Source organism: Serratia sp. 3ACOL1, from assembly GCF_003668775.1.
Classification (GTDB): domain Bacteria; phylum Pseudomonadota; class Gammaproteobacteria; order Enterobacterales; family Enterobacteriaceae; genus Chania; species Chania fonticola.
The window spans coordinates 4,500,428-4,519,343 of sequence record NZ_CP033055.1 but is presented as its reverse complement, the minus strand read 5'-3'; the positions used below and the strand labels follow the sequence as shown (position 1 = coordinate 4,519,343).

Sequence of the window (18,916 nt, the reverse complement as noted above, 5' to 3'; positions counted from 1 at the left end):
CCCTCACTTCACCCTAATAGCATTGCCGGTTTTATCAATAACGATAACTTTATCCAGCCCCATTATTGGCCACTGAGTTAGCTGTTTTTGAAGTTCTGGAATGCTAACTTTAGTATCAGACATATTGATCACAACATTAGATGTCTGGCCTTTGTCTATTTTAGTTTTAACTTCGCTATAGATATTTCGCACACTATTAGATTTAGGGGCATAGTTATCAAAGATCTCGCCATTAATCCGGTAATCTGGATTCTTATTTCCAGCTACAGAAGGGTTCTGCTCCACATAAAATCCTGATTGTGAAAGAATTTGAGCACTCTCATTTTCCCGGTTGAGCGAGCGGATATTCTCCTTCGTCATCCCTGAGTCCATCTTGGTGACAGGCCCCGTTAACACCCCTTCAGATTTCGTAATCACATTACCGATAGAGCCGGTTTGCCATATGTTAGAGTTACCCGGTGACGCTATTGCACCATCAGTCTTGCCTATAACACTATTCCCAGCTACACCACCAAAGATAGCCGCTGTTCCCAAGCCGATATTTAATGCACCTTCACCATAATTACCATCAACGACCTGGCCAATCCCTGTCCCCGTCTGATAACCCCCACCCGCAGCCAGAGCTGAGCGGGCAATGATTCCTGGCGCGCCCGGCAAAGCGAGTAAAGCATCGGTTCCTAATGCAGCCTGGCCGGATTGTACGCTATACCCTTTCAGATAACTCAGCCCCTCGTTATACGCTTTGGTATCTCCTGTTGAGGCAACAAACGCCTTGCCTGCAACCAATGACTGAATAGCGTCAGCCGCTTGCTGTGGGGTATATCCGTACATAGACTGAAGTTCATAACCATACTGGTTAAGCAATCCAGCTAGCTCTTGCTTCTGGCCTTCTGTCAGTGGTTGGCCTGATTGGTACTGTTGCAGCAACACATTGCTAGCTCGGTCTTCATTCGTCAGCCTGACGATATTCTGTGAAGCCTCTAGCAGGTTTTTACCAGCTTTCTGATCCTCAATAGACTTATTCAGCGTTTCAGCTTGTTGTGGGCTAAGGAAGTTATTCTCCACAACAACTTTATCCAGTGCGGAGTCAACCAGCGAACAGCATTTTTCCTAGCACACTCAGCAGCTTACAACCACTTTTTCCCTGTGTATTTTGGCCCGGGCAACTTTTTTCCCAGACGCGCTTTTTCAGCCCGTTACGCCATTTTCCCCAACGCTGTTAAAGAGCAACCTCCAACACATCATAACCAGCATCCTCCCCAGCTGTCATTACGGGTTTTCTCCGGGCGCTGAGGAGGCCACAGCTTGCCTGTGGCCGACGAAGGGCCTGCCGGGTGCGGGCTGGCGAGGCCCGCTAGTGACGGAACGGCACTCGGGAACGCAGAAGGGGGAGGGAGCGCAGGGTGTGCATGCTAGCCCCGAACCAGGGCGGGTGCGGAAGCTGGCGAGGCGGGAACGAGCAAGGAGGTACGACTGCGAGCCGCCGCAGACAGACGCAGCCGGGCGGGCATTAAGCCCTTCAGCGGAGGCCGTCAGGCCGACTTCCGCTTGGGGTTGGCCGCGTGTTTGCACCCAACCTGACGCCGCCAGGGACGGCGGCCCCACCCCACAGCCCAACGCGGTGGCGCACGACATAATGCAGATTATCCGCATACGGACCGCTTATCGTGGGTGAGGTGGCCTTGGTGGCTCGCCGGGGCGGGTGCGCATAATCTCCTGCATTATGTTTAATGGACGTTCGGCCAGCAACTGACCACCAGAGAACGCCGATACCGAGGGCTGGACGGGCGACCATTGACCCCCGCGCACTCCGCACCTGATGAAGGCAGATCGCGGCATGGACGCCGCGCTCTGCCGTCCACCGAACGTCCCGCACTCACAGGGAGTGAGCTAGCTTGGCAGACTGTCCGGCGACTCCACACTGTCCGACTGCTCCGCCGGATGGGTCGAGGCATGCACCGCCTGCAACGCCCGGATCGACACCTGCGTGTAGATCTGCGTACTCTCCACGCTGCGGTGGCCCAACATCGCCTGGATCCAGCGCAGGTCCGCGCCGTTCTCCAGCATCTGGGTTGCCATCGCATGCCGGAACAGGTGGCAGCTGCCCTTCATGATCCCCGCCGCTCTCAGGTACGGTACAACAGCCATGGTCACACCGCTCGCCGTCAGCCCGGCCACGCCATCCATCGCCAGGAACAGCGCTCTGCACCCGGGGTTACTCAACATCTCCAAGCGGGTATGCTGCATATAATATTGTACCCACCACAACGCACGTTCTCCGACCGGGATCACCCGATCCTGCTTCCCCTTGCCCTGCACGATGGTGAGGATGTGCCGCGAACCGTCCACGCTGTAGAGGTCCAGCGCCGGCACCTCACCCCGCCGGATCCCCGTTGACCACAGCAGTTCCATCAGCGCCCGGTCACGGATCCCCTGTGCCGTCGTCAGATCGCAGTGGTTCAGCACATCCTCCACCTGTTCCACACTCAGGATGGTGCGCGGCAGTCGCTTCTCCAGCCTCGGCAGTTCGAGGTCCGCCGCCGGGTTCGCCAGTATCAGACGCTGTTTGGCCATCCAGCGGAACCACACCTGAAGTGGCTGTAACGCACTCCGTTGCGTCCGGCTACCCAGCGGTTCGCCGTTGGCTTTGCGGTAGTTGAACAGATGATGTTGGTAGCGTTCCAGGATCGGCAAGCTGATCTCTTGCGGGTAATGCAGCCCACGCTCGGCGGCCCACAGGATGAAGCGGTATTGATGGTGAGTCTGGGTTTTGAGGGTGGTTGCCGACCAGTTGCGCTCTCGCCGCCACACCACGAACCGCAGCAGCAAGGCATACAGGCTTTTAGGGTCATGCGCCGGACCAACCGGCTGGCGGTACACTTCATCGACGGTTAGCAGCGCATCGGCGCGGGGCTTGCGATAGGCCATCCGCTACACCTCCGGCAACGGGGGCGAAGGCAGTGAGGTCGCTTTCTTTTTTCCCTTTATTACTGCATTTTCGCCAACACCGACTGGCTGAGCCGCTGGGCCTTGGGCTGCCTGCTCTGAGGCCACTTCTCGACTACCCGACCGACCACCGACCACACCCCGACCGGGGGCCGACCGATGGCTCACCCCGTCCGACCGGTCAGCCTCAGACCCCGACCGGAGCATATTGCCCTCGCTGTTCGTTGCCGCCGTTTCTGCCTCGGCCACGTCCAACAAGCCACACAGATGCGTCCCGCCGTTATCCTCGCCGTCCCACAGCAACCCGTATTCATACGTCAGTCCGCGCCGGTGCAGCACGAGGTATTCCATTTCCAGCAGCCGGGCCAGGTGGACCTTGAGCTGGGTATCGCCCCACTGGAGCGCCGCCCGGATATCCCGCCGGGTGAACCGTACTTCTTCCGCCTTCAACGCCTGCCATCGAGCCGCTTCACCGACCCAGTCCTTCAGCAACACCAACAGCTTGCGCGTCTGCGGCGGCATCTCGTCCAGCGTCCGTCCCAGCACCTCATGGGCCAGCCGATTGGCCAACGCGATATCCTCCCGTGTCACCTCGATATACTCGATAACGCTGCCCCGGTGCTCGGCCCGTTTTACTTCCCGCTGGTACTGGTGCAGCAGCGCTATCGACTGTATCAGGGTGAGGTATTTCATATGGTCGCGCCGGGTGCGGGTCTTGTCAGACAGGAACGTGAGCCGATGCGCGAACGGGTTCACCACCTTCAGCGGCCTGAGCAACCGCTGCGCGTTCTGGTGCAACGCCGTCAGATAGCCCTTTTCACTCACCGCCAACAGCCCTTCCAGCGTCTGGCCGTGGCGCTGCATCGCGTGTATCGCCTGCGTCTGCTCCCGGCTTTCGTTCACCGTCAGTACCAGGCAGCGGTTCAACAGTTCCTCGTCCACGTCGATCGCCGTGGTGGTCAGCATCAGCATCACTGGCCCCTGCACCTTGTACTCCCGCGTCATCAGTTCGCCGCTCTGCTCGTCTTTGCCGGTCGAGGCGATCTTCAGCTCTCCGTCCGACTGCAACAGCTTCAGCGCATACGCCGCCTGCCGTACCCCTTCCTCTTCCGCTATCGCCAGGATCTTGTGTTGCAGACTGGTTTCACCCAGATAGTAGAGGCTCTGCCCAGTCATCGCCGAGTACTGTATGCGTTCTTCTTCCGGCATCATCCCCAGCACCGCATCCATCAGCGATGACTTGCCCGCCGCCGAGCTGCTCTGGATCAGCACCGCCAGCGGCTTGTCCAGTTTGCGACTGGTCGCCACCAGATACCCAGTCAACAGATTGGTGGACTCGCCCACCACCCCGCAGGCCGCCAGATCACTCACGATACGCCCGGCCAGATCCGGGGATTTCAGCAGTGCCAGCGCGGCGGCTTCATCCTCGGCACTCAACGCCACGGCAGCAGGCGCGGCCTGATCCACAGCCTGGCGGGCTTCATCCTGCTTCTGCTCCAGCATCAGCAACACCCGGCCACATTCACGCTTGATCACGCTCAGCTCACAGCCCAGCTCGACCACCGCCGTACTGATATAGCTCTGCCGCTGCTTGGCGTGGTACATGTCGAGCTGGTCAACATGGAACGCCCCGCTGGCCTCGTCCCGCACCTGCACATTGACCTTCATCACCTCCGGCAACGTATTCTTCTGCCAGCCCCGCACCCGCCAGACACGCGGGCCACAGCGTAACAACAGCTCACCCGTGGCGGTCTGCTCGCACGGCACGGCGTCAACGCCCGGCGCAGGGACGGCTAACGAAGAAGCGGATATTCCATCTCAGGTATACAGTTTGTAGTAATAGTTGAGAGTAGGAACGTTACTGAACGCTCCTGCAATTACAACTTTACTTGTAATCTTCTCCGCAACGGATCCCTGTCTTGCTTGTAGATGCAAGATTTCGAAGCCAACAGGCAAAAAAAACCCGGCTCAATGGCCGGGCTGCGGTGACAGGAAGTGAACGCATTTAGGGCTTAATAACATTAACTTCAGCCACTGGCCGGAGTTAATGTTACTTACTGATTGATATTGAAGGACTAATGGCGGCTAAAATATCTATAACATCGTCCACCGTCGAGAGCATATAATGAACGACTCCATCGTGCACATTACCATTTTGCTCATTAAACCATTCTAGATACTTAGATTTTTCAACGCGATAAAGTCCTGTAAGCATCTCCCCTTTCTGCTCTTCCTGCATTTTCAATAGGTCACCTTCATCGGTCACTCGGAAGGAATAAATCCAATCGAACAACACCTTAATTTTGCTGCCTTCAGCGTTATCCCCTGAAGATAAAATCAGCTCAAGGGAACCAGAGGAATATCGAAAATCCTCTAGTTGACTATTTTGAAGAGAACCCTCAGCAAGGGGGATTTTAATCAACTTTTCAGTCATATATGGTCACTTGTCATACCTAAACTTGATCCTGTTCTTCCCTGATTGGATCTCCAATGTTGGACGACCATCAGTACTACGCTCACGTACGATAACCGTTCGCCCATCGGGTAACTTACCGACCCTTCCACCTGGTATGTCTTTAATTTCTGTAGGAGATAAGGCATCGAACTCTTTGTTAGCCGCATTACTACCGCCTGTTCTTTCGAAGAGTTTTGAACGCCCTGTCGTCTCATTCCCTTTCGATGATGTCGAGGTTAAATCCTCAACGGTAATATTCTGCTTTTCACTGTTCCGCGCATTTTCTTCATCTTCCGGCCCATGACCGCCAGGAGTTCCAGACCCTACCCCACCCGCTTCCGCTTTCTCTTCATCCGTCAGATCCTTCGCCACATTCGGCTGACGCGCGTTCTCTTCACGAGACTTGCTTGGATCTGAGCCATCATCCGCATCCCAGGCTTCATTTCCGCCTGCACCATTGATGGACGTATTCGGCAGCGCTACCGGTGGCGGAACCGGCACAGGAACCGCCAAGAAGTTATTCTCCACCGCATTCTTACCGGCCTGAGCACCCGCCAGAGCATTCGCAGTGCTATCCCCCGTCACTCCACCAGCCAAACCTGCTGCCAGCGTCGATAGCGCACTGAGACTCTGCTTCTGCTCCTCACTCAGTTTAGCAATTTTTTCCGGCGTGTCTGCACCATATAATTTCTCTGCCAGATAACGCGCGGCCAATTCACCACCAGCAGCCCCCGCAGCACCAGCGGCGGCCGAGTTGCCACTCACCTGCGCCGCTATCGCCCCCCACACCGCATGGGCAAGCGCGTTGGCCGTTTCATTCGTACCGGTATACTTCTTGATTTGCTCTGCCGCGTACGGGCTCAAACCACCAGCAAGAGCCTGGGAGATATTTCCCCCTGCCAGCCCCTGCAACGCAGCCGTTACCGCCTGCGCCGCTTTCTGCAAGTCACTGCCCGTACCATACTGCTTCATGGCCTCTTTATACGCAGTGGTGTCTTTCAGGATGCTGACGTACTGATCAATCTCTTCCTGCTTGGCATTTTTTCCCGGCTCCGGCGGCAGTTTCCCATCTTTCGCCAGATCGGCCTTAGCCGCATTCAGCCCGTTTATCTCACCCTGCGTACGGATGATATCCGCTGCCTGCCCGCCGATCTCACCGATCAACTGCGCCTGTTTCAACCGGTTCTGCTCTTTCTCCTTGTCGAAGATCGGCGCAATGCTGCCGTTGGCATTCTCGGTATCCCGGCTCAGGTCGGCGACATTTTGTTGCTGGTTGTCCTTGTCACGGACAGTGATGTTACCTTCGCTCACCGCCGCCTGCGTAGTGCCGCTAGCATGGCCGCTGCCGTTCAGGCCCGATAGCATCCCGCCCGCCAGGTTGCCCTGAAACTCCTTACCACCAAAGTCACCACCGCCACTTATCCCGACCCCGACATGTTCGACGTTGTAGTCCGCCTTATTGTGCAGGTCACTGAAGCCCAACGTCCCCGTATCCAGGCTGTTTTTGTCCGCCGTGCCCGTTGAACTGATTACCGCGCCATCCAGTTGGGTATGCTCGCCGACCTTAACGTCAAAGCCGCCCTTGCCCGCATAGATCCCGGTCTGCTCCTGCACAGAGTCGTAGTTGCTGTGCATCTTGTCCTGACTCAGGTTCAAGTAGCCAGAACCGCTCATCGAGCCCCAGGTGAAGCTGCCACCCGCACTGGCGTTCTGCTGCTTCATGTCGTAGAGATCGCTGTCCTGCTGGCTGGAAAGTGTCAGATTACGTCCGACGTCAACATCCACCTTGTCACCGCTGACCTGTGCACCGGCCAGGGTGGTATCGCGCCCGCTGTTCATGGCAAGCGTCTTACCGCTGTCGATGGTTGTCTCTGTCCACTGCGTACCGGTGCCTTTCTCACTGCCTTTGCCAGCGTTGACGTTGGCGAACACCTTGATACCCGTGTCTTTACCCAGGCTCAGGCCGATACCGATTTCACCGCCGCTGCTCTTGTTACTCCCCGTCTGCTGCTGGGAATTAGCAGCCCCGGCAAGCAAGATGTCGCGAGAGGCATCGATGGTGGTATCGCCACCCGCCTTCAACTGGCTACCCGCAATCACCACATCGCCACTGTTGGCACCACTGCCTTTGCCGGTTGCGGTCACCGACAAATTATTACCCGCCGTCAACGTCGAACCGGTGACATTATCAGAGACCTGTTTTTGCGTGGATGACGACTTTTGGGCCCCCAGGGAAAGGCTGATACCAATCGCATTACCCGCATCGCCCTTGGTATTATCCAACACCGCGGCCTGCCCTGCCTGCACCCCAGACAACGCGGCTTTGGTGCCCTGCAAGGCAGCCAAACGGCCATCGCTTTCACTTTTGGCACTCTGCGCTGCCGCTATTGCTGAGTTGGCTGCTGCACCTGCCGCACCGGACAACGCCACCGTCAGGCCACTCTGCTTCTGCTCAAACCGTTCTTCTACCGTACGCAGGTCATGCCCCGGTTCGATAACGACGCTGTCGCCAGTAACGCTGAGATTTTTACCGGCAATCAGATCCGCACCGCCAATGTGTGCCTTGCCGCCCGCAACGATATTCACATCGCCACCGGTCGAGCCGATAGTGCTCACACTCTGGCTCTGCGTGGTACCGTCTTCGTTCACCTGATGGCGAGAGCTTGAGCTACCAATCGTCACCCCGATACCACCGGTGCCCATCAGTCCGCTCTTTTTCTTCTCATCCAACCGATAGCTGGACTGCTCTTCCGTCGCTGCCACGATCTCGATGTTGTTGCCTGCTTGCAGGTTAACTTTACCGTCACCCACAACCGAAGATCCCTTCACCGTCAGGTCATTACCCGCAGACAGCGACACATTATCGCCGCTCAGCAGCGTGCCTTTTTCCTGCGTGGCGTAATCTTCCCGCACCGTGTGGGTGGTGGTTTTCGACAGGAACCCTTTCTTGGTCTTGGTTTCTTCGAAGAAGGAGTAGTCACTTTCGGTGGCGCTGTTGAGCGTCAGATCGCGTCCGGCGCTTACCGCTATATCACCGCTGGCCTGCACCTGTGCCGCATTCAAGGTGGCATCTCGATCGGCGCGAATGGTGGTGTTGCCCCCGCTGGCAATTTCAGTACCTTGCTGACGGATAGACTCATCCACCTGCTGGCGTTTACCTTCCTTGCTCTCGCGGTATTCGCTGGTTTGCTGGGTGTTGAGGTTCACGTCACGCCCGGCGTTCAGGTTGACGTTGTTGTCCGCCACCATCGCTGCGGCCTGCGAGTTCACATCCCGGCCTGCATCCAGCGTTAAATCGCCGCCGCTGGTGAGGGTGGAGCGCGTGGCATCGTTACTGCGCTGTTCGGTGCCGTTATCTTTCTGCCGGGTGCTCGCTTCCTGCGTTTGCAGGTTGATATCGCGCCCAGCCATCACGGTGGTATCACTCTGGCTGCCAACCTGGCTGGCCTTCACGTTGACATCACGGCCTGCATCGGCCGTCAGCGGCCCACCAGCACTAATTTCGCTGCCCTGGCTGCTGTGAGTTTCGCTCTCTCTTACGTTCCGCCAGCTCTGATATTTATCGGCGCTGTAGGTGGTGTTGGCCAGGACGTTGATATCGCCCCCCGCCAGCAGGTCCATCGCACCACCGGAAGTCAATTTGGCCCCCAGGATATCGATGTTGTTACCAGCGCTCAGGCTCAAGCTGTCCAAGGCCTGGATGGTGCCGATATCGCCGATTTCCGTGCGTGACAGCGACAGGCTTTCCGGCATCCAACCGCCCAGGGAACCCTGGGTATTCCACTGATTCGTCAGCGTCTGGTTGATGATGCTGCCATCAAGGCTTTCCAACTGCACCGTTTTGCCGCTGATGATTGAGCCGATATTGTTGATATCGCCAATCGCGCTCAGTTGCAGGTTGCCGCCCGCATTGAGCAGGCCAGCATTGAGGTTGCTGATGCTGTTCTGACTATCAAGCGTCAGCGCGTTCTGTGCGGTCAGTGTGCTGCCGCTGTTGGTGATATTACCGGCGGTGAGCGAGACATTTTTCCCTGAAATCACGCTGCCGTTATTGATCGTCACATCTTTTGGTGACAGGTAGAGCTTCGGCACCATCACCGTCTGGCCATTGATGCTGGTCGCTTCCCACCACAAGATGCTGTGATCCAAAGAGGCGATCTGCTCCGCCGTTAGCGCAACCCCAAACTTCAGCCCCAGAGACTGTTGCGCCCTGGCGGCGTTGTCCATCAGGGTTTGCATCTGCTCCAGGTCTGAACCCACGCCGTTCAGATAACGGCTGCCCGTCTGATTCAGCATGGCATTGCTGACGTAACGGGTATCAAAGGCCGCATCCCCCAGGAAACGGTAGTCGTAATCCGGGTGGAGGTTCAGGCGGTCAAGGAAATAGGAAGAGCCGATAAATTTGTCTTCCACCGTGAACTGTTCGTTGGTTTCACGCGGGCTCTGGCCTGGGGTGATCCCCAGCAATGCGTAGAGATCGCCAAACAGGCTCGGATCGAGTTGCCCCAGCCCGTTAAGTTTCGGGTTGGTGGTGATCAGATACGGGCTGTCCGGATCGGTAGACGCCACAAAATAGCCATTCTCGCCCGTAGGCAGAGGATACGCACTGGTATCGACCGTTTTGCCTTGATACTGGTTTAAGGCCTTACCGTCCGTGCCGATCAGGTCCTTGCCATCGGTGGTGGTGTTTTGTAACTTGGCTCCATCACCCAGATTGGCGTTACCCTGGTCACCTTCGCTGTATTTTCCTAACCCGGTGAGCTCAGGCGTGACGTTATCCAGGCCGCTGCCCCCGTTAATCTGTTGCAGGGCATTTTGCAGGCTGTCTTGCCATTCAGGCGAATTGACCGCCGCCTTATCACCGGCTGACAACGCCTGTTTCTCTACGGCATTACCGATTGTCTGTTGGCTCAGGGTATTGAGCGTTGGGGCATTGATAGTGTGACTTACACCACCTGCGTTGGGTGAGGTGGTGGTATTACTCAGATCGTTGGCAAAGTTGGCCACGACATTACCACCCGCCTGAATAACGGCACGGTAGATCTCACCTTCTGAGCGCTCAGTGCGCACCTCTCCGTCGGAGGTATAGGTCACATAACGATCGGTGATCTTGCCAAACGCGTAGTCATTCATCGGCTGTAACTTGGACACCACGTACCCGCGCCTGGACTCAGGAAGTTCGTCAGTGCGATAGGTTTGATAGCGAGTTTCAGTTCCCGCCAGCCAAGACTGATTATTCAGCGTATTACCCATCAGGTAAGCATTGCTGTTAGCAAGAATATTGCTGGCCTGGTTATCAAACGCTTGCGCGGTAAGATAGAGATCTCTGCCAGAGGCAATGCGACCCGCACCACCGTTGCTGCTAACCTCAATGCTGGAAACGGATAACGCCAGATCTTTGGTTTTCTCAAAAGGCGCTGCGTAAGTATACGTACGAGTGACCTCTCGCCCGGCATCCCCTGCTAACTGAGTGGTCACATCTATCGTGTAGTAACCCAGCTCACCTTTCTCGAAGAAATCCAACGGAACCTTCACCAAGGCCCCGTTCAACCAAGGGTACTCGCTGGTCAGATCCTGGTTGGTTTGAGTCACACTCAGCCCATCGCGCTGATTCAGCAAATGGGCGGTGTTAATGGTGATATCACCATTTTGTGTCTCAATGGTGCCAGAGCTGTTCACCACCTCGGCGTTGGCATTGCCCGCCCTATCACGCTGCATCCACAGGCTGTTGCCCGCCAGGATGTCACCGCGCAGGTTTTTGATGCTGTTGGCCAGCAGGTACAGGTTGTTACCGGCATACAGCAAGGCGGTGTTAATCAGGCTGCCAGCCGCATTCAGCGTCATTGAGCCCTGCGTGCCGGTAAACCCGTCAACGGTGATATCGCTCTGGCTGTTCAGGGTTACGTCGCCCCCTGATTGCAGCGTTCCAGCCGCATTCATGGCAATGGCGCTGCCACTGAGGGTGCTGGCCCCACTTCCGCCGGTGATTTGCCCGTTGTTGGTCAAGATGCCGTACGCCGTGAGGTTGACGCTTTGCCCCTGGAGAGTGCCTTGGTTGGTCAACGCCCCCTGGCTGTTAACGTTCAGGCTCTGGCCTGCGGCAATCACATTCTGGCTGGTAAAGGCGTTTACCAGTTGTAGCGTCAGGTTACCCAACGCCACGACCTGGCCACGTTGGTCAAAATCGCCACTGCTCAGCAGTAAATCGCCCCCGCTGAATATTTTCCCTGTCTCTTGAAGCGCCACCTGACTGGCATTGATGCCAAGCCCGGAGGTGCCAAGCAGCGTGCCACCGTTAGTCAGTTGCTGGGTATTCAACGCCAGGTTGCTTCCCTGGATCGTGCCCTGATTGTTCAGGCTGCCTGCGGTCAACGTTCCCTGCAGTTCTGCCAGCAAGGTACCGCTGTTGTCCAACGCATCCGCATTCAGTAACAGGGAGCCTGCCTGTAGCCAACCGGTGTTGGTAAATTGCGAGCCATGGAGTGACAGATCGGAGCCAGCAAGCAGGCTACCGTCATTACGCCCTGATATCGTCCCCTCAAACCGGGTGTCAGCACCGCTTTGCATCAGACCGCTGTTGACCCAGTACGGCGAGGTAATGGTGAGTGAGTTCTGGCTGAGAAGGGTACCTGTGGCGTTATTGGTCAACCCACCGGTAAGGTTCAGCGTTAGACCTGTTTCACCTTGCACACGACCGCTGTTGGTTAGCGTACCGCTGTTAACCCACACGCCGTTCCCCTGGATACGCCCAAGGTTGGTGACCGAGGCCGCATCCAGTTTCAGGTCACCCGCCGTCAGCAGGGTTTTATCTTGCTGCTGGGTGAAATCCCCGCTCAGCGCGACCGTCAGGCCGTCAACGCCGCTGATTTCGCCCTGATTATTCAGGGTGTCAGCGCGTAGGGTGAGATTTTTTGCCAGCCACTGCCCGGCGTTGGTCAACGACTGTGCCTGTAATACAGCTGCACCATTGGCGGTAATTTTGCTGCCAGCCGTCGAATTCAATGCCCCAGACAGAGCCATTTGCAGCGCATCCGCACTCTGGATTGCGCCACTGTTATTCAATGTCTGAGCATTCAGCAGGATCTGTTGCCCCTGCCAGAGACCGTCATTGGTCACCGTACTGCCATTAACAGAAAGCGTTCCCTGCGTCAGAAGTGATCCCTGACTGTGGTTCACCAGCGTCAACAACGGGACGGAGAATGCCTGAATGCCTAACGTCAACGACTGCAGGCCGATCAGCGTACCTGCGTTATTCACCAAGTTCTGCGTCAGGTTGAGGATGTTACCCTGTACGGCACCTTGGTTGTTCAACGTAGCGCCCGCCAAAGACAGATTTCCGTCGCTCAGGACGGCACCGTCATTGGTCAGCGTCTGCGCCTGTATTTCGCTGTTACCCTGGCTAAGCAGTGACCCTTCATTCACCAGTTCATCGGTGACGTTGACGGCCAGAGAATCGCTCCCCAGCAGGCTGCCACGGTTCAACCAGCTAGTGGCAGTGACGTGGGTTTGTCCACCCTGAACCAACCCTTCTGAGGTAAGTTGCCCAGCATTCAGCGACAATGCGCCCCCGGCCAACGTGCGGCTTGACGCACCCAGCGTCAGCGCATCACCGTGGGCATTCAGCCACTCGCTACCTTGCCATAATCCCGTGTTATTCAGCGTAGCGGCATCCAGCGTCAACCGGTTGGCCACCAGCTTGCCGCTGTTGGTCAGATAGTCGCCGCTCAGGTTCAGAGTCCCCAGGCTGCCCATCTGCCCGCTGTTTTGCAGCGTATTGAACACCGTGCCTGTCAGGCCCGCAACCGCGTTTATCGATCCGCTGTTATCCAGGCTATCGACGCCAAAGGTCAGGCTATTCCCCTGCCAGGATCCGGCGTTGGTAACTGCGCCACCGTTGACTGCCAGCTCACCATCGCTCAACAGTTGTGCACCGGCCAGCACGTGCAGCGCGGTGCTGTTCAGAGTCAGCCCGGTATTGCCCTGCATGATGCCGCTGTGAGTCACGGTGCCACTGTCCACCGCCAGCGTATTACCCGCCAAGACTCCGGCATTGTTCACCGATTGGCTGCGGAAGGTGGCATTTTCACGGGCCACTAGTTGGCCGCCTTGCTGGTTTACCAAGCCACCCTGCACATCCAGGTTCAGGTTGTTCGCCAGGATGCTGCCCTGGTTGGTGAATTGCTGGCCGGTGAGAGACAAATCATCGTTCACCTGCAATAGGCCAGCGTTGTCCAGTTGATCGAGCGCCAGCTCCAGCGCACCGCCGCTGACCAGCTTCCCGCTGGCAAGGTTACTGATATTGGGGATAGCCAGTTGCAGATGGCTGTTGCCCTGTAGCAAACCACTGTTGGTTAGCTCTGGCGCGGTCAATACCACCTTGTCTGCCGCCAGGGTGCCCTGATTCAGAATATGGGCCGCTTTGAGATCAAACCGATCCTGGCTCAGTAACAGGCCACTGTTGAGCATGTCACCGGTCAGGTCTGCCGTCAGGCGATCTTGCGCCTGGGCACTGCCACTGTTCTGCCAGGTCTGGGCTTTCACCGCCAGTTGTTGCCCCTGCAGAGCACCCTGGTTGACCAACTGTTGGCCTTCAAGGTGCAACGTCCCGCTCGATAACATCTGGCCTGTGGCTGCGTTATTGAGATGAGTGCCGGAAAGTTGCAGGGATTGGCTACCCTGCATCAGCCCCTTGTTGATAACGTCGCCCACGACGGAGAGCACGGTGGCCGCCAGCCATCCCGCGTTGTCCACTGAGCCCGCAGAGACAGTCATCCCTTGCTGGCCGAGGATCTTCCCTTGGTTGGTCAACGTATTGGCGACTACCAGACTCGCCGTTTGTTCACTCAGCGCATTGCCGTTGTTAAGCCACTCTTGGGTTGACAGATCCAGTGTCTGGCCCTGAAGCAATCCGATGTTGGTCAGCGAGTCCGCCCGTAATGTCAGTGCTCCGCCACTAAGTAAAACACCACCGAGCTGGTTATCTAACGTGGAGGTGCCGATATTCAGCTGACGGCTGCCTTGCAGAGTCCCCGTATTGAACAGGGCCGTGGTATCCAAAGTCAGCGTCGCTGCGGCCAGCAGGCCGTCATTACTGAACTGAGGGGTGGCCAGCGCCAGCGAACCACTCACGTTGACGGAGCCGTTTTGCTGGTTGCTGAACTGTTTGGCCAGTGACAAGACCATCAGGACCGCCTGCATCGTCCCGGCGTTGGTCAAGGTGTCTGCAATCAGGTTTAGCGCACCGCCGGTGAGGATACGCCCACGGTTGGTGGCTTCCGCAGCCTTGATAGCAAGGGCGCTGTCACCCTGCAACGTGCCGCTATTGGCGATGCTGTTGGTGTTCAGGGTCAGTTGATCGGCAGCTAGTTGCCCGGCATTGGACAACGCCATACCGTTCAGTGACAGCTTATCTTTCGCCAGCAGCAAACCGCTCTGCTGGTTATCGACTCGCAGAGTTTTGGCCGTCAGGTTCACGGCATTGATTTCACCGCTGTTGAGCAGTTGATCGCCACTGAGCACCAAATCCCGATCGGTGGTGATCAGTCCGGCGTTTTTCAGCGTCGGGATGGCCAGCGACAGGGCATTGGCCGTATACACGGTGCCCCCCTTCTGGTTGTCCATCAGGCGGGCGATAAGATCCAGGGTCTGGCTGCCTTGTAGCAAGCCGCTGTTGGTCAGCGTCTGGCTGTTGATCTTCAAGACAGGAGCGACCAGCGTGCCCTGGTTTGTCAGGGTGTCCGCCTTCAGGGCCAGGGTTGCGGCATGGCTTTTACCACTGTGCAGCAGTGAATCCGCCTCTACCGTTAATGCCCCTTTCGCCGTTTGGGTACCCGCCAGCGTGGCTTGTTGTGCCTGGAGGGTGAGATTGCCCCCGCTTTGTATCTGAGCACCCGGCTGCGTGTTCAACGTCATGCCATGCCAGGCCAGATCGCCACCCGCATTCCATTCCCCGCCTAACGTGGCGTTACCCGCGTTAACCGTGATATTGCCTTGGCTGGTGGTGAGGGCATCTGCCGCCGTGCTCAGCGTATCGCTGTTGAGGGTTAACCCCGTCGCGCCAGAGAGCAGGCCGTTCTGTTGCAGTGTTCCAGCCCACAGCGTCAGGCTGTCGTCGCTCAGCAACTCGCCGTAACTGCCATTTCGCAACGTCCCGCTGACGGTAAGATCGGCTTTACCTTTGGCACTCAAGGTGCCGTCTTGATCCAACGTCTGGCTGGTGACAGCCAGCGCTCCCCCACTCAGTATCTTGCCGTTGTTGGTGAGCGACTGACCGCTCAGCGACAGGTTACCCTGGCTCTGAACGGTTCCACTATTCTCCAGATGGGAGAGGGTGCTTTGTATCGCCCCATTGGCCGCCAGCGTACCGCTGTTGACCAAGCTGGCACCGCTGAGGGTAAGGTTTTGCCCGGCGGTCACTTGCCCCTGCGTCATGCCGCTATTAAACAACGTCATGTCGACATGGCGGGCAGCATCAATCTGGCTGGAACTGTCCACCCGCGCGTCACGAGCCCGCAGGTTGACATCGTTGCCAGCGGTCAGTTTGCCGCTGCTCATCTGCAACGTACCGCCGCTGCTGAGAGCGATATTCTGGTCACTGACCAGCGTGCCGCCCTGCTGGGAGAGATCCCCCTGGCTGTTTAACGTAATGGACTGGGTGGCCTTGTGGTCGCCCAACATGCTGATACTTTGCCCTGTCGCCGTTAATGCACCGCCTTGGGCCAGCGAATTATTGAGCGTCAATTTGCCGTTGGCATCCAGGGTGATATCCCCGGCACGGGCATTGAGGTTACCGAGGTTAACGCCGACGCCTTTGTCGCTGGAAACCAGATGGATACGGTTGGCATACATGCCGCCCAGCGCACCGGTATCGACCGCCACTTTTGGCGCTTCGCCCTGGCCCGCGATCGGGGTCGCATTACCCTGTGCATCCACACGGTTGGCACCCAGTGTAATGGTGGCATCCTGGGCATACAGCTGGGCGTTGATTTCGGTGGCACGGGCAATCAGGGCAAATTTCCCGCTCTGGCTGGCATCCAGCCCTTTGCCCTGAATGCTGATGGCCCCTTGCGTGACTTCCAGCGCCTGCAGTTTGCCGTCGGGCCCTAACACCGGTTTACCGGTCGTCAGCGTCGCATTCGGGGTGTTGATGAAGCCACAGCCGTCGCAGGTGATGCCGTAAGGGTTGGCAACCATCACGTTGGCCTGCTTGCCCGCCACCTCCAAATAGCCTTGCAGCTGGGAGCGGTTCGGGGCGACAACCTCGTTAATGATGCCTTGGGCTTCCTGCCCGGCCTTCAAATTGGGGTTATTCTGGATCAGGCCGCCAAGCTGGGTCTGATTGAGCTGTCCGGTGGCGTTGTTGAGGATCAGCCCCTCTTTGCCCACGTTGAATTCATTGTATTTATTATGGGAAATGCCCGCCTGATTAGGCGTAGCAATATTGACCACCGGCACACCATTACCAGCCTGATCGAGCCGGGTATTCCCTTCGGCGACGTTAACACCGTTCGCCAAGGCGGGCAGCAACGGCTGCCAAGCTAACAGGCTGCACAGGGTATAGCTCAACCAACGCTGGCTGGCATGAATGGGCCGATCGTCTTTTTGCGTCATCCTTGAAACCTTTCCCTGTAAATTAAAGAACGATGTTAATACGGTAGTAAATCGACACCCGATCCGGCTCTAACCAGCTCGGATGCGCCAGCGGCCAGCCCACGGTAAATTGGCTGCTGAAATAGCGGTTGCGGCTGCCCAGCCCCACCGCGCCGCCCCACAACGTGCCGGAAGCGTAGGCATCCACGGAATCGTGGCGCAGATAACCGCCATCTACGGCAGCCAATACGGAAATATCGCCCAGATACGGCAGGCTGAACGGCGACCAGTTGACCTCGTTACGCCAGTAGCCGCCTTTATCGCCGGAGAGATACTGCTCCTTGAAGCCACGCACCGAACTTTCGCCGCCGAGGGTCAGGCGCTCGCTGCCGTAAAGGCGATCGGGCGTCCACTGGCCGTACAGGCTGGTGAGGTAGTTCCAGTTCTGCGCCAACGGCAAGTAATAGCTGCCGGAGAGCGTGTATTTATTAAACTCTGCCTTGGGAGCCTCGCTGGCTTTACCGCTGTCATCTTCCGCGCCTAACCAGGGAACGCCACGGCTGTAGGAGGGGTTGAGCGTGGCAAAACCGCCCCACAGTTTTTGGCTATGGCTCACGCCCAGAGATACGCTGGTCAGTTTACGGCTGCTGCTGTCTAGCCGGGTGTCATTCAGATAGTTGCGGTTGATACGGTGGGTCAGGCCCAGCGCCAGGCCGGTTTTCATGTCACTGTTACGGAACAATACGCGCGAAACGTTGAAGCGATGGGTCTGGCTGTCGCCGGTGGATCGCCAGTCAAAACCCTGATTGTCGATCGTCGAGAGATAGTCGCTGTAGGAGTAGTTGTAATCCATCAGCCAGTAGCCGTAAGGCAAGCTGACACCAGCCTGGACGCTGCGGGCATCGTGGTCGTTGGCAAAATCGCTGCTGCGCGCGCCGGTCACAAACCACTGATCCGCCAGCCCCAGCAGGTTATTGCCGGTCAATGAGCCGTTGATCTGCCCGGTGCCGGTACTTTTTTGCCCGCTGTTGTCAAAACCCAGCCCCAGCATCACCGGGAACTCTGGCTTGGCGGTCAGGTTGACCACCGAATAGCCCGGTTGGCTACCGGGCAGGATTTCAATCTGCACCGGTTGCTGGCGCAGGCGGTTGATCTGCTCCATGCCCTGTTCGATATCGCGCAGGTTAAGGATGTTGCCCACCAGGCCGGGGAACGCCATCTTCAGCATTCGGTCATCCCGTTGGTCCAGCAAGATCTTTTCCAACTGCCCTTCCAGTACCAACAGCTTCAATTCCCCATGGGACAGGTCTTGCTCGGTCAGGAAAGCGCGGCTGGTGATATAGCCCCGTTCGATATACCAATCGGAAACCTGCTGCACCAGGGTGTTGATCTGGGCCAGATTCAGGCAGCGTTGCAGATAGGGTTGCGTCAAGGCTTGCCGCGCACGGGCGGGCAGATGGCTGGCACCTTCAAGGCGAATGGTCGTGATGGCGAAGCACGGCCCACCAGGGGCTGTGGCTGCTGGCGTTTGTGGCAGCACCGGCGTCAGGCTGCGTTGCAATTCCTGACGTTGTTGTTGGTTTTGCTGCAACAATTCACGTTGTTGCTGTTGGATAGTATCTCGATCCGCCGGGCTGAGCATATTGGCGCCAACAGCCGAACTGAGAGAAAGAAACAACAATGATACTGCCAACCGCTGAGCTACTGAGTCCATTCAGATAAACCGCCTTAATGATTTTGCGGCATTCTAACGACATAATTCGGCATCAGACAAGCAAGAGATCGTGACTTTGCGGGACTTAGAGGCATCGGAACTGGCATAAATCTCAGAGCGGGGCGGGGTAAATATTCTGAAACTGTTTTAATGCCTGCACTTTATTTGCTGTATGTAAACTAAACAGTCAATTATGCTAAATAGAGGCGGAC

Annotated in this window: 6 protein-coding genes; all 6 read right to left on the bottom strand. The window is 57.2% G+C overall.

Annotated elements, in window-relative coordinates; all coding sequences use genetic code 11:
* Positions 1-3: 3 nt before the first annotated feature.
* The 6 genes from D9980_RS20330 to D9980_RS20305 all read right to left on the bottom strand — a co-directional run bounded on the left by D9980_RS20330 (position 4) and on the right by D9980_RS20305 (position 18,704).
* On the bottom strand, positions 4-1,065 hold the full coding sequence (locus tag D9980_RS20330) for a hypothetical protein (protein WP_121608285.1): 1,062 nt from the start codon (positions 1,063-1,065) through the stop codon (positions 4-6).
* An 825-nt stretch (positions 1,066-1,890) separates the two neighbouring features.
* Positions 1,891-2,928: a site-specific tyrosine recombinase XerC gene (gene xerC, locus D9980_RS20325; RefSeq protein ID WP_121608284.1), complete on the bottom strand. Its 1,038-nt coding sequence runs from the start codon at positions 2,926-2,928 to the stop codon at positions 1,891-1,893.
* A gap of 3 nt (positions 2,929-2,931) precedes the next feature.
* Entirely contained in the window at positions 2,932-4,614 is a 1,683-nt protein-coding gene (locus D9980_RS20320; RefSeq protein ID WP_370454277.1) for a hypothetical protein, read from the bottom strand.
* Between the two features lie 382 nt (positions 4,615-4,996).
* A complete protein-coding gene (locus D9980_RS20315) occupies positions 4,997-5,380 on the bottom strand; it encodes a hypothetical protein (protein ID WP_121608283.1) in 384 nt (127 codons plus the stop codon).
* A 6-nt stretch (positions 5,381-5,386) separates the two neighbouring features.
* Complete coding sequence (locus D9980_RS20310; RefSeq protein WP_121608282.1) at positions 5,387-17,011, bottom strand: hemagglutinin repeat-containing protein; 11,625 nt, start codon at positions 17,009-17,011, stop codon at positions 5,387-5,389.
* 22 nt (positions 17,012-17,033) lie between these two features.
* On the bottom strand, positions 17,034-18,704 hold the full coding sequence (locus D9980_RS20305) for a ShlB/FhaC/HecB family hemolysin secretion/activation protein (protein ID WP_074029786.1): 1,671 nt from the start codon (positions 18,702-18,704) through the stop codon (positions 17,034-17,036).
* Positions 18,705-18,916 lie beyond the last annotated feature (212 nt).